This window comes from Glutamicibacter sp. JC586, assembly GCF_009805585.1.
Lineage (GTDB): Bacteria > Actinomycetota > Actinomycetes > Actinomycetales > Micrococcaceae > Glutamicibacter.
The window spans coordinates 48,446-61,490 of the sequence record NZ_VHIN01000021.1 but is presented as its reverse complement, the minus strand read 5'-3'; the positions used below and the strand labels follow the sequence as shown (position 1 = coordinate 61,490).

The 13,045-nt window shown below is 55.0% G+C and carries 10 protein-coding genes; 2 read left to right on the top strand and 8 right to left on the bottom strand.

The genetic code is table 11. The annotated features are described in order from the left end of the window. Positions 1-8: 8 nt before the first annotated feature. From FJV47_RS13760 to FJV47_RS13725, 8 genes are all read right to left on the bottom strand, one after another. Positions 9-1,295 (bottom strand): ATP-binding protein, encoded by a 1,287-nt coding sequence (locus tag FJV47_RS13760; RefSeq protein ID WP_159613977.1) that lies wholly within the window; start codon positions 1,293-1,295, stop codon positions 9-11. 94 nt (positions 1,296-1,389) lie between these two features. Then, positions 1,390-2,526, bottom strand: a complete 1,137-nt coding sequence (locus tag FJV47_RS13755) for a serine hydrolase (RefSeq protein WP_159613976.1) — start codon at positions 2,524-2,526, stop codon at positions 1,390-1,392. A 39-nt stretch (positions 2,527-2,565) separates the two neighbouring features. Further along, positions 2,566-3,324 (bottom strand): ABC transporter ATP-binding protein, encoded by a 759-nt coding sequence (locus tag FJV47_RS13750; RefSeq protein WP_159613975.1) that lies wholly within the window; start codon positions 3,322-3,324, stop codon positions 2,566-2,568. Further along, positions 3,321-4,301, bottom strand: a complete 981-nt coding sequence (locus FJV47_RS13745; protein ID WP_159613974.1) for an ABC transporter ATP-binding protein — start codon at positions 4,299-4,301, stop codon at positions 3,321-3,323. Before FJV47_RS13745 ends, FJV47_RS13750 begins: the two co-directional genes overlap by 4 nt. Further along, positions 4,298-5,185 carry an ABC transporter permease gene (locus FJV47_RS13740; protein WP_159613973.1) on the bottom strand — a complete coding sequence of 296 codons (888 nt, stop codon included), beginning with the start codon at positions 5,183-5,185 and terminating at the stop codon, positions 4,298-4,300. Before FJV47_RS13740 ends, FJV47_RS13745 begins: the two co-directional genes overlap by 4 nt. Then, complete coding sequence (locus tag FJV47_RS13735) at positions 5,185-6,135, bottom strand: ABC transporter permease (RefSeq protein WP_159613972.1); 951 nt, start codon at positions 6,133-6,135, stop codon at positions 5,185-5,187. The genes FJV47_RS13740 and FJV47_RS13735 overlap by 1 nt, the downstream gene beginning before the upstream one ends. 24 nt (positions 6,136-6,159) lie before the next feature. Further along, the gene (locus FJV47_RS13730) at positions 6,160-7,707 is read right to left on the bottom strand and encodes an ABC transporter substrate-binding protein (RefSeq protein WP_159613971.1); all 1,548 of its coding nucleotides are present in this window, start codon (positions 7,705-7,707) and stop codon (positions 6,160-6,162) included. A gap of 582 nt (positions 7,708-8,289) precedes the next feature. Continuing rightward, positions 8,290-9,213: a LysR family transcriptional regulator gene (locus FJV47_RS13725; protein ID WP_159613970.1), complete on the bottom strand. Its 924-nt coding sequence runs from the start codon at positions 9,211-9,213 to the stop codon at positions 8,290-8,292. A gap of 246 nt (positions 9,214-9,459) precedes the next feature. Here FJV47_RS13725 and hisD point away from each other — a divergent pair, with 246 nt between their 5' ends. Further along, positions 9,460-10,779 carry a histidinol dehydrogenase gene (gene hisD / locus FJV47_RS13720; RefSeq protein ID WP_159613969.1) on the top strand — a complete coding sequence of 440 codons (1,320 nt, stop codon included), beginning with the start codon at positions 9,460-9,462 and terminating at the stop codon, positions 10,777-10,779. A 782-nt stretch (positions 10,780-11,561) separates the two neighbouring features. Beyond that, positions 11,562-13,025: an amino acid permease gene (locus FJV47_RS13715; RefSeq protein ID WP_159613968.1), complete on the top strand. Its 1,464-nt coding sequence runs from the start codon at positions 11,562-11,564 to the stop codon at positions 13,023-13,025. The last annotated feature ends 20 nt before the right edge of the window (positions 13,026-13,045 follow it).

The following is a 13,045-nucleotide window of genomic DNA, read 5'->3' as shown; positions in this document are numbered from 1 at the left end:
TGTGGCAGCTAGATTCGACCGAGAGCCGTGATGTCTGCGCGGAAGTCGTTGATGGTTTCTTCGCTGGCGGTGGCCTGCGTTTGTGCGATGGCTTCGAGATAGTTAGCGGTATGCAATAGTTCCGGGGCATCGTTCTTGGCAGTGCCGTAGACGGACTCTTCGAGGGCACATTGGGAGGCCTTGCGGGCCGCAAACTCAATATCGGCCGGGGAAAAACGCTCGGTGTGCTGGGCGAGGATGGCTAGATTTACCAGATCACGAGCGGATTCTGGGATGTATCGAGCCCAGATAGCTTGGCGTGCGGCAAAATCGGGAAGTCCGATGGGAATGACATAGTCGAATCTGCCGTGGCGCAAGAATGCATGATCCAGAGACCGGATGAAGTTGGTGGCACAGATCAGCAACCGTCCCTCCTTGGCACGGAAGGCCGGGATGGTCTTGAGCAGTTCGTTGGTCACTGACTGCAGGGGGGAAGGCGAAGTTTCGCTGCGTCGTGCGGCGATCTCCTCGACCTCGTCGATGAACACCACAGCATGTTCTAGGTGTGCGATCTCGCTAAAGGTCTGGCGCAGGGCCGCGGCGAGTCCGGACGGATCGGCTGCCAGACGGGAGGGGAAAACCTCGATAAAGGGCCAGCCCAAGCGGGAGGCTACGGCCTTGGCGAAGGTGGTCTTTCCTGTCCCAGGAGGCCCGAAGAGCGCAACGGCTCGCGGTGGGATAACCCCGAGCGACTTGGCGAGTTCCTCTTGAGCCAAGGGAAGGATGAGTCGTCGCTCGATCAGTTCTTTTTCCGCACGCATTCCGGCAACTTCATCCCATAGCCCGCGGGGCATCAGCGTGCCACCGAGCCTTAAAAGAGTCTGGGTGGTTTGTGGGGGTACCGGCACCGAGTGTTCAAAGTAGACCACCTCTTCCTGGGGTTCAAATCCGCTGTTGTGAAAGGCCTGAAAACGGTCTTCGCTCGCTGGTAGTAGGGCGCATAGTTTGGCGACTTTGGTGCCACTAAAAGTTTCTTCGAGTGCGTTGAGCAGGCAGCTACCAAGACCCTGGTTTCGCCATGCCGGGGCCTGACCGAGCATGAGGATCCACGCTCGATCTTCTTGGATTCGGGCGATGGCTGCGCCCACTAGTTCGGTGCCAACGAAGGCCCCAACGCTATGGCCTTGAACTCCGGCAGTCAATACATCGGAAATGCTGTACACAGAGTGCAGGTGCCCGTCACGCGATGCGTGCCATAGTTCGATCAGTGAGTCGAGGTCTTGGGCTTGCAGATCTTTGATGCGCCAGGGGTGCAAGGTGTCTCATCCTTCAATCGTTGAGGTTGGTGGGTAAAGAGAAGGCGCTGTCCAGGGTGATTCTCTACAGCGCCTTCACCGGTGTTTGCCTTACCTAGCTGGCGGCGACGGAGTCCATCATTTCGATCAAAGGCGCAAAGAATTCTAGGTCCTCAGCGGTGCGATTTTCGAGCACGCTGAAGTAAACTACCGCGGTATCAGTATCAGGGTTGACTAGCAGGTACTGGCCGCCCCAGCCGCCGTGACCGAGGAATGTGCCATTGGTGAACATGGCACGGTTGTAGCGCATGTAACCACTGGCAGTTTCCCACGTTGGACCCACGGTTGACTTGCGGGTTTCTTCTATGAATTGAGCGTCTCCAACCTTCCGCCCATCAACACCTTCGCCGCCTCGGGCAAAGAGCAAACCATAGCGGGCCAGGTCTCGGGCTGTCAGTGCAACTCCGCCGGCAAGGATGGGAACCCCGACGCGGTCGCAGCTGATATGGAAGCACCCTTCATATCCGGCCGCTTCAACAATTTCGAGCAGCCAATCCCGCAGCGGACGGCCACTTACACGCTCGACAATCCAGGCTAAAATCTCGGTATTGGCGGACTTGTAGTTCAGCTCCCCGCCATGGTTCGTCAGATCGCTGCCGGTGAGCCCACACAGGAACTCACGCAGCGGCTTCTCATTCTGGCCTTCGCGTGGTGGTCGCCAGCCGATGGCAGCATCCATATCAAAGACCAAAGAGTTTGGATCACTCCAGTCCTCGGTGTAGTCGTTCTCGATGTTCATATTCGACACATCGCGTACCGTGGCATTGGCGTAGGCAGAACCGATTTCTGGAAGATAGATACCGACCTTTTCATCAAGGTCAACCAGGCCGTCGGCAACCACCCGACCGAGCATGAGGTTCAGGTGGGTTTTCGTGATGGACTGGACGGAATGAGTTTGCTGGGGGCCAAAATCTGGGGCATAAGACTCAAAAATTACCCGGTCGCCACGGACCACGGCGAAGGCAGAGAAATGCGATACCGCGAGGAACCGTGACACATCTGAGCGGTCGCCAATCTTCCAGTTAATCTCCTTGCTCAACGGACTAATACCTTCGGCGCGCAGAGTCATTGAATAGCGGGTGGTCGTGGGCAGATTATGCCAACCCGCACGGCGATTGTCCGAGACTTCCCAGTTGGGCTTGTCGTCAAAGGTGACTGCCAGATCAGGGTTAGGGATTGAAGAGATGTTCAAGTTATTGGGCCTTTCATGGGTGAGCGTCGTGGAAGGAGCTTAGAAGACCGAGTCCACAAGATTCTGGGTGTAAGAGTGGGCCGGGGCGTTCAACAATTGCGCGGTGGGGCCCTGTTCAACGACCTTGCCGTGCTGCATGACGATCGCTGAATCGGTCAGGTAGCTGACCACGTTCAGATCATGAGAGATCAAGATGAGCCCGATGTCCTGTTCTTCACGTAGGTCGCGCAGCTGGTTCAGGATCTGCGCTTGAACCGAAACATCGAGTGCAGAGGTTGGCTCGTCGGCCACAATGACTGATGGCTTGGCGGCCAGAGCACGGGCGATTCCGACGCGTTGGCATTGTCCACCGCTCAGGTCCTCAGGACGTTTGTTCAGTACCGATCCGGTGAGTCCCACCTGCGACAACATGTCACGTGCACGTTCTAAGGATTCGGCTTTACTGGATTTCTCGCTGACCTGAAAAACCTCTGCCACCGTATTGAGGATGGTTAGTCGGGGGTTCAAAGCGGTGTAGGGGTTTTGGAAGACCATCTGTACCGCGAGCCGCTGCGGATCACGGCGACGTACAGACTTCCATGGTCGACCGTGCACCGTGACAGATCCTGAGGTCGGGGTGGACATGCCAACCAGCAAGCCGGCCAGTGTGCTCTTGCCCGACCCACTTTCGCCCACGATCCCGATGGCTCCGCCTGCGTGAAGGGCAAGGTTGATGTTGTGTAGAACTGTTGGACCGGATCCGTAGGCAAAACTAACGTCTGAGGCGAGTAGGACTGGTTCATCAGTAGCGTGTTTCATACTTCACCTGCGTTGTCTAATATTTCGATTTCATCTGCTCGGTAACAAGCCACCTGATGTGAGGAGCCGACGCTTTGAAGCGTGGGCACGTTCTGAAGACAGGAATCTTGTACGAACTGACAGCGCGGGGCAAAACGACAGCCGGTAGGCCAGGCATCGGGGGTGGCCGGTGTGCCAGGGATGCCGATGAGTCGTCCGGTGTGTTCCAGTGAGGGCCGAGCTGCGAGGAGGGCCTTGGTGTACGGATGCCGTGGATTTTGTAGCAGTTCCTTGGTGGGGCCATATTCGACAACCATGCCCGAATACATCACGGCAACATTCTCTGTGGCCGCCGAAACAACGCCTAGGTCATGGCTCACCAAGATTAGCGCCATATTTTCTTCACGTGTCAGCTGCCCGAGCAGCTCGATAATATCCTTCTGCACCGAGACATCCAGGGCAGTAGTAGGTTCGTCGGCGATCAGTAGTTCTGGACGCCCGGCGATGGCCAACGCGATCATCACGCGTTGACGCATGCCGCCGGAGAGCTGATGCGGATACTGCTTCATCACGTGTTCTGGCTTATGCAAGCCAACTCTTGCCAACAAATCAATGGCACGATCTTTGGTACCAATCCCGCCCCCGGTACCCAAGATCTTAATTGTTTCAATCAAGTGGGTGCCGATGCGCATGAGTGGATTCAGCGCCGACAGTGAATTCTGTGGTACCAACCCAATGATCCGACCGTAAAGCTTCGCATAGGCCTTCGGATCGGTCAGGTCTTTGCCGTTCAACTTTAAGTTACCCGCGCTGATGCGCCCACCAATGGTGGACAAGGAACCGGCTACGGCGCGACAGGTAAGGCTCTTGCCAGAACCCGTCTCGCCCACAATCCCGACAGCGCTTCCCTTGCCGACGCTGAAATTAACGCTAGAAACAAGTTGGCGACCATCGATTTCAATCGCGAGTTCTGAGGCTTCCAATAAGGTGTTGGTCATGGCAACAGGGCCCTTCTTGAAGTGGAAACAAGCGAATCGACGACCATCATGACTCCCGTGCCGAGAAGCAGTACGACCCCGACAGTGGAGAATGAGATCCACCAGGCCTGGGAGATTACCCCGCGACCTTCGTACATGATGCTGCCCCACTCAGCGGTAGGCGGTTGGATACCGCCTCCCAAGAATGGTAGCGCCGCGATGAGGGCCACAATACTTAGGAGGTCAGAGACCGCAAAGGTGGCGGTGGTAGGCCATACAGAAGGTAACAAGTGCTTAGTAATCACACGCGTGCGCGAATAGCCGAGCAACCCTGTGGCCGAAATGAAGTCTTCTTGTCGCAAGATATGTGTACGCAAACGAGCCAGTCGAGCATAGGTGGTCCAGTTCACCAGCCAGGTGGCGGCCAGCACCGAAGGCGCGCCTGGCGGCAAGGGCGGTATGGTCGCTTCTGGACCAACAATCAATACGATCATGAGTACCAGGATGATGAATGGAAAGGCGATCAGTCCGTCGGTGAAGCGCATGACCACCACGTCGAGCGCCTTCTTACGGCTCGCGCCTATTACTGTGCCCAGTATCGTTCCGAAGACCAGCGGAACAATAACCCCCAGTACCGCCAAGGTCAGATCCAGTCGACCGGCCGTGAAGACGCGGATGAACACATCGCGCCCGACTGTATCGGTGCCGAATGGATGTGCCAGGGACGGTGGCTCAAGCGGGGCCGCCACGAGGGCATTCGGGTCAGTGGTGTTAAATATCGGGATAAAAATGGAGGCGAGAACCACCAGCGCAATCAGTGTGATGCCTACCCGAAGCTCCAATTGCTTGGGACGGGTTGTAGGTTGCGCGGAGGCCAAGCCTGGGACTTGGGCTGCTGCAGTCATCAGTGGGTCTTTCTTAAGCGAGGGTCGGCGGCCATATTTGACAGGTCGGCCAGCAGGTTGAATACCACGATGGAGACGGCAGCGAGCAACGCGATGCCTTGAACCACTGGAAGGTCACGGCTAGCCATGGCTTCTACCAGTCTCGATCCGAGCCCTGGCAAGGTAAAGACAGCCTCAACGATTACCGCCCCGCTAACCAAAGCACCCGCGTTCAATCCCAAGAGAGGGATCACCGGCAGTATGGCATTTGGAAGTACGTGGCGCATCACGATGCGACGCCGGGGTACACCTCGCGTGCGGGCAGCCTGGACAAATGATTCACCAATGGTTTCCAACGCAGCTTGACGTACCGCCCGCGCCACCAGCGAGCCGAGGTAGGCGGTCAGGGCCAAAGCGGGAAGCCAGAGGTACTTTGCGTTATCCGGCCACTCTCCAGCCCAACCACCGGCCGGGGCTATCCCTAAATTGATGGCAAAGATGTAGAGCAAGACCAACCCCGCCATGAACCCTGGGGTAGCAAGCAGAACGGTCATGACTAATCGGCCAGCCAAATCGAGTTCTGGTCGTTTGGTCAAGGCGAGCGCCAGGCCTACGGCGATGCCGCTCACCGCGGAGAGCGTTAGGGCGATGGCCGCCAGGGCTGCGGTGACCGATAGGGACGGAAGAATCAGTGAAATGACATCCTGACCGCGGAAGGCAAATGAAGTTCCGAGGTCACCGCGAAAGAGGTTGAGTACTGCATTCGTCAGTTGTTCAAATAGTGGCAAATCCAGCCCAAGTTCACTATTCAGCGCCTTGACCGACTCATCGGAAGCTCGCGCACCGAGTATGGACCGGGCGGGATCTCCAGGAACGAGGCGGATCAACACGGTAGTACCGATAGTTACGAACAGTGCCACGAGTACGATCTGCAGGATACGCCCCCAAAATGTGCGAACAATGGCAATCATTATTTGAGCTCCGGTACTGCTGGGTTAGCGAACATGATAGAACAAGTTGGCGTTCAGACCGAAGTCTTCAGCTGGGATTCGGCTGGCGGAAACCACCATAAAGTCGGCAATCGGCACTAAGGGTAGATCTTCTTCAAAGAGGGTCTTTACCTGTTCCAAGGTTGCGGCCAACTCGTCTCCGGATTCGACTTTCAGCCTCTCAAGCAATTCCAGCATTTTGGGGTTCTCATAGCCTGAACGCAATGCTTCGATGGTGGGGCCAAGAGTGAACTGCAGGGAAATGGCTGGGTAGTCTCCCTGTTCGAAGTTGCCGCTTGCCAAGATGTCGAAGTTGCCGTCTAGAGCAGCCTGGTTAAAGACTGCCTGCTCAATATTCTCAATTTTCACATCGATTCCAAGTGGCTTGAGGTTCTGCTGGACGATCAACGCACTGTCACTATCACCAGAGGTAATGAATCGTAGGGAACAACCGTTTTCGCATTTGGTTCCCTTCAAGAACGCTTTAGCAGCTTCAATATCTGCAGTGCTTTTCAAGAAGGGCGTATTATAGTCGGACTGGCTCGCGAATAATCCGAGCCCCATGCGGTTCATGCCAGCCGAGACGATCTTGTTGATCTGCTCGCGGTCAGTTGCTGCAGAGATGGCCTTCCTGATATTTGCATCGCTGAGAACACTGTTTTTGCGGTTATTCAACACCATGAAGGATTGACCGTTTGCGGCATAGGTTGCGCGAGCCTCAACTGGGTCGGTTAATTGTGGGATCTGTTTTGGAGCGATCTCTTCGGCGTAGTCAAGCTGACCGGATTGGACTTGGGCCAGCCGGGACACCGGGTCGACAACCTTCTGGAAGACGATAGTCTTCGTTTCTGGTGCGGGTGCCGGGTAGTTCTCGTTGGCCTCCAGAATCATCTCAGTTGGAGAGTTTTTCTGGATTTTGAATTTGCCAGAGCTTGGCAGTGGCTCACCCTGGTACAGCTTCTGGCCGCGCGCTTTGATTTCCGAGGCGGGAACGATGATAGACCCAGGCAATGACAGCGCGTAACCCAGTGAGGGGTATGGATACTTCAGGTCGAAGGTAACTGTGAGGTCGTCGGTGGCAGTAACCTTTTTAATTGGCGCAAGGGTATAACCGTAACCGTTGGTTTCATCCGCCAGATAGTGTTTGAATGAGGCTTCCACATCTTTGGCGGTCAACGCACTGCCGTCGGAAAACTTCAGGCCCTTCTTTAGCTTGACGACGTACTGATCATCTCCTTCGGTTACTGACTCAGCCAGCCCCATGCTGACATCCTTACCGTCGGGATTTAGGGTGGTGAGGGTTCCGCCAAAGAGATTTGCTATGCCAACCGTGGCAATAGAGAAGTTTTGCGCTGGATCCAAGTTTGTCATCAAAGCACCGACGCCCACCTTGATGGTTCCGTCAGTGGAATCGGTCGTGGTGGCGCTTGGTCCGCTGCAGGCGCTGACTGCCAGCAAGCCTGCCAGTGCCAAGAGCGTTCCGGTGGTCTTGAATGTTCGACGCTGGCGTTTTGTACTCCCGCGAGAGGTGAGGGCATTTGAGAATGCTGACATGTTCAGTTCCTTTGTTTATCTTCGTTTCCAAGGGATCACCAGCGGTGACCAATGGAGAGCTCAAGGTTGATATGGCTTGGTATTGCAATCAAGACTTCTTGTCATCCAACTAGAGCTAAAGCCCATCCAAACCCCTGCGATTCTCCTGAGATTTGGAGACGTTGGGCTCGGATGCGAACCCTTTTAAATTCATAAACTAACTGCGTTTCAAGTTTGCGAACGGGGTTTCACCTGCTCGTTTTCCATTTACAGTTTTGGGTTAACTCAGCAGGAATTTAGGATTGCGAACCATTGTAGGCTGATTCGTAGGACGGTGACGGGTAATGCATGTCACTCAGCGTAAAGCGATCATTCCCCCGGCACAAGCCCGTTAGATACGATGAAAAGCATAGGGTGAGCCTATGTATTGAACAGTTTCGCCGGGGCAGGATCAATTTTGGGCAAAGTCGTACCCACTAATCATTCACGCCAAATTTCGGCGCTAGAAAAGCTCACGGGACGATGAGCAGAAGGGTTAACCGGCACAGGTTCCGGCGAGTCACAATTGCGCTGGTCACCGTAACGAAGCACGCTGACATTGTTTTAGCGAATCGGCAGTTCTTGTTCGGGGCGAACCTTGGCCATCAGTGTGCCCTCGGCCAACTGTGCAATTTTTTGAGTGGCAGGGGAGAGATAGGAGGACTCACGCTGCACCAATGCGAGAGTGTCGTAGAGCGGTTCTGAAAAAGGAACAATCTTCAGGTTTTTTGGAAAACCTGGTCCCTCGGCGATTGTTCGACAAACGATGGTGCCAGCCGCCCCGGTGGATGCCAGGCTGAGAGCCGTTTCAACATGCTCGACCTCAATGTCAGGATCCAGACGGAGCCCTTTGAGGCTAGCGCGTTCCTGAAGCTGCTTTCGGGTTGGGTCATTCCATCCGGCGTAGGCGTCGTAGAGCACAACCTTGGAGGAGGCGAACTCCTCGATGCTCATCGGTCCTTGGCGTGGGCTTCGAGTGGTTGACACGTAAACCACCTCATCGCGGAACAGCGGTTTGATCACCAGGTCTTCGTCCGGAACAGGCAGGACTACCAGTCCTGCCTCAATCTCTCCGTTGGCTACTGACTCGGCTACGACCGATGAGTTCAGGCCAACTAGGCGAACCTTGACCTTGGGGTAGCGCTTGTGAAATCGCTGCACCAAGTCAGAAAGGTCGTAATAACTAGCATTCCGCATCACTCCGAAAGTGCATACGCCGCCGTCAAGGGAGGATATGGACTTGAGCGCCTGAATCCCGTTATCGAATGCGGTCACTGCCTGTTGGGCGTGCTCACGCAGTTCGACTGCCGCATTGGTGGGTTTGAGGCGTCGACTTCCTCGGGTGAACAGACTCAGGCCCACTTCTTGTTCCAGGCGCGAGATCAGTTCCGACACCGAGGCCTGACTGGTATCCAAGTGGTTTGCGGCAGCAGTAAATGAGCCGAGGTCGTAAGAGGCGAGAAAGGCCTTGAGCTGGGTGAGTGTCACGGCAAAAGTCTATGACAGAGGCTCAACTTTCTGTTGATGAGAAAAGTTTTTGATGAAGCAATCGCCAAAAGACCGCATTTGTAGTGAGCTGGGACATGGTCTAATTGAGGTTAACTGACTTGATTTTCCCGCAAATTTGAGCGGTTCATGGGTCGATGAAGGTTGAATTTCCATCGTTTCACCCGATGGTTTCTATAGTGAAATATCGGGTTGTGCGATTGTCGAGTCTTCCTTAGCGTTAGTGCCATGCAAATCAACGAAGCCGACAAGGCATTCATCAACGGAAAATTCGAAGCTCTCAAGACTCCAGAGGTTGGTGGCGTTCCTGCCCAACGTCTGCCAGCCGTGATCGAAACGGTTTCAGCAATGCTCAGCGACATTGAAAAGAACGGCATCGATGCCGTAATCAAGTATTCGCAGAAGCTAGATGGGTGGGAGGGGAAAGATATCGAAATCAGCCAGGCACAGCTTGCGAAGACTGGCGATGAGCTTTCTCCTCAGCTGCGCGAGGCGTTGGCCGCGGGTGCAGAGCGAACTCGGTTGTTCGCTGTTGAACAGCGAGAGCACCTGACCGACTTTGAGACCGAGATTCTTCCCGGCGTCTTCGCTGGACAGCGTTACACCCCGGTTCCACGCGTGGGAGCATACCTGCCTGCAGGTCAGTTCCCGATCTTGGCCAGCGCATTCATGACGGTGGGTGTCGCGAAGGCTGCCGGCGTACCAACGGTGATCGCATGTACTCCTCCAACCAGCCCAACCGGTGGTCACCCGGCAGTTCTGCACTCTGCGTACCTGTCCGGCGTTGACCGTGCTTTCGCTGTAGGCGGTGTCCAGGCCTTGGCCGCTATGGCCTTTGGCCTGCTCGGGGAGCAACCTGCCGATATCTTGGTAGGCGCAGGCAATGCCTATGTCACCGAGGCTAAGCGTCAGCTCTTCGGTCGCGTTGGTATCGACCTGTTAGCCGGTCCATCCGAAGTTGCAGTCATCGCTGATGAAACCGCCGACCCAGAACTGGTTGCAGCCGACCTGCTTGGTCAGGCCGAGCACGGAGTTCTGTCCCCGGCATCGCTGGTCACCACCGATCGCACCTTTGGCGAAGCAGTCATCAAGCAGATCGAGAAACAGCTAGAGACGCTGGCGACCCGCAACATCGCAGGCCCAGCATGGCGTGATTACGGCACCGTATATCTGGCCGAGAATCGCGAAACCGCAGCTGAGATCATGGATATGTTGGCCCCGGAGCACCTGGAAATCCAGACCTCAGATGACGCGTGGTACCACGACAATCTGAAAAACTACGGTTCCATTTTCCTGGGTGCATGGTCCACCGTTGCCTACTCGGATAAGGGAATTTCGGGCACCAACCATGTCCTTCCAACCGGTCGCGGTGCTAAGTCATCAGCTGGCTTGTCGGTGTCGCGCTTCTTGAAGCCATTGACGTTCCAGCGTGTGGAGAAGGAAGCCACCCCTCGCCTGGCCAACTATGTTGCCTCAATCTCCGAGTTTGAAGGTATGGAGGCGCACCGTGCGACCGCTACCCTGCGTTTGGACCGATTCAATAGCTAATTGAGCGGCTTGAGTTGCCAACGGGCAAGCTTTGGATTTGTGCCTCCTGCGGATCACTTGGCTTGCCTGTTGGTTTTATTAGCCGATTTTAGCAGGAGCATCCGACCGCCTGTGAGTTGTTATTTTATTCGCGATCGGACGCAGAAACACGCGCCTGAGCTAAGGCGCCGTCGAATTCCGAATTTCTAGGAGTATCTTATGTCCTCTTTAAACGCAGTGCAGACCATCGAGTCGCGCTCAGATGATGCGTCGCAGCATGAGGAAGTTATCGTCTGTGACGATGACTGTCATTTCTGCACCGGTCCGGAAAGCGACTAGTTCTTAGCAACAGTCCGTTGCATGTCTTAATTAATCTGATTACGCTTCCACTGTTTATCTCAGTGGACGATCTGAGCCTCCATAGTGGGCGCTCTTTTCTTTGCCCTGGAGGTTACGCAAGAAAAATTCAAGTCTCTGCAGAGTCCAGAAGACCGTCGTTCGGCTGATATTTTCCAAGCAAAATGCGTGGCGATCTACTGCAACATAAACCATCAATTATAAGCAAAATCGCTGGATGGCCGGAGGTGGGCGATCAGGGTCTTGAGCAGTAAGAGCGGAAAATGATGCATAAAGTTAAACATAAGTTTAACTTATGCCTTTTCTAAGATAACTGTCCGTTGTCTTATGTAAGTGCAAATCTGTACACTTCAAAAAGTGTTCAGTGCCACATCGTAGTTGCCGGCGCCGAATAATTTGTCTGCCACACAAGGGCACAGATCTGCGATACCGAAGATGGAGCAAAAATGACACAGCAACAAGACTGGGATGAATCTCAGCGCGGGAGCCGTCAGGTGACCACCGAAATCGAAGGACACAAGCACCCCCGGTCCAATGGTCTGGCACATACTCTCAAGCCACGGCATCTTTCGATGATCGCTTTGGGCGGAGTCATTGGAGCAGGTCTATTGGTGGCTTCTAGCACCGCCATTCTCTCTGCGGGCCCCGGCGTTATCTTGACCTATCTCGTGGCGGGTGTGCTGGTCGTTCTGGTGATGCGCATGTTGGGTGAAATGGCATCAGTTTCACCTGAAACCGGATCGTTCTCCGCCTACGCGGGCCGTTTTATTGGCCGTTGGGCAGGTACCTCGGTGGGTTGGTTGTACTGGTGGTACTGGGGAGTCGTCGTCGGTATCGAGGCAACGGCAGCAGCCAACATCATCTCCACCTGGCTACCGGATTTCCCTCAGTGGGTAGCTGCGCTGGTCGTCACTCTCGTTTTCCTCGGGATCAATCTTGCCTCGGTTAGGTCCTTCGGCGAGCTGGAATTCTGGCTCTCCTCCATCAAGATCGCCGCTATTGTGGTCTTCCTTATGGTGGGGTTGATGTTGATCTTCCATATCATCCCGAATGACTCTGCCACCCTAGGAAACATTCGCGGCGAAGGTCACGGAGGATTCCTTCCCTTTGGTATCAGCGGTTTGCTGGCCGCTCTGCTTCCTGTGGTTTTCTCGATGTTCGGAGCCGAAGTGGCGACGATTGCCGCCGGTGAATCTGAGCACCCGCAACAGGCGGTCCGCAAGGCGGTCAATTCGGTTGTTACCCGTATCTTACTGTTCTACATCGGCTCAATGATCGTGTTGCTGATAGTGGTTCCGTGGGATTCATTCACCTCGGGAACCAGCCCATTTGTCACTGCGTTGAATGTTGCAGGTATTGGTTGGGCTGGCACCGTGATGGATGCCATCGTTCTGACCGCAATTCTCTCCACGCTCAACGCTTCGCTCTACACCTCCTCGCGTATGGCCTTCTCTTTATCCGCACGCAAGGAGGGACCGGCAATTTTGGCCAAGGTCTCCAAACGTGGAGCGCCGGCGGCGGCCATATGGTTCTCGGTACTCCTAGGACTGATCTGCGTGGTCTTGAACTACACCGCACCAGATTATGTCTTCACCTTCTTGGTCAACTCCACCGGTGCTCTGGCCATCTTGTTCTGGATCGTCATCGCGGTATCACAGCTACGAAGCCGCAAGATCCTGCTGTCCCACGGAGTGGATGTGCATACGGTCTCGGGAGTCATCCGTATGTGGGGCTTCCCGGTCGTGAACTGGATCGTGATTTGTGCGCTGAGTGCACTGCTGGTGTACATGTTCTTCGCCGGCGAGCAGCGACTGCTGGAGATTCTGACCAGCGCCGTTGTCACCGTGCTGGCTGTCATCGCTGGCTTCATCGTTCAGCGTCGTTCGAAAATTTCAGTTTCAGCGAACTAACTACCCCTGAATTTTTACAA

Excerpts from the sequence above, each read along its gene's own strand:
- FJV47_RS13735 (WP_159613972.1), bottom strand. The coding sequence starts at position 6,135 with ATGATTGCCATTGTTCGCACATTTTGGGGGCGTATCCTGCAGATCGTA.
- hisD (WP_159613969.1), top strand. The coding sequence starts at position 9,460 with ATGCAAATCAACGAAGCCGACAAGGCATTCATCAACGGAAAATTCGAA.
- FJV47_RS13750 (WP_159613975.1), bottom strand. The coding sequence starts at position 3,324 with ATGAAACACGCTACTGATGAACCAGTCCTACTCGCCTCAGACGTTAGT.
- FJV47_RS13730 (WP_159613971.1), bottom strand. The coding sequence starts at position 7,707 with ATGTCAGCATTCTCAAATGCCCTCACCTCTCGCGGGAGTACAAAACGC.
- FJV47_RS13745 (WP_159613974.1), bottom strand. The coding sequence starts at position 4,301 with ATGACCAACACCTTATTGGAAGCCTCAGAACTCGCGATTGAAATCGAT.
- FJV47_RS13740 (WP_159613973.1), bottom strand. The coding sequence starts at position 5,185 with ATGACTGCAGCAGCCCAAGTCCCAGGCTTGGCCTCCGCGCAACCTACA.
- FJV47_RS13715 (WP_159613968.1), top strand. The coding sequence starts at position 11,562 with ATGACACAGCAACAAGACTGGGATGAATCTCAGCGCGGGAGCCGTCAG.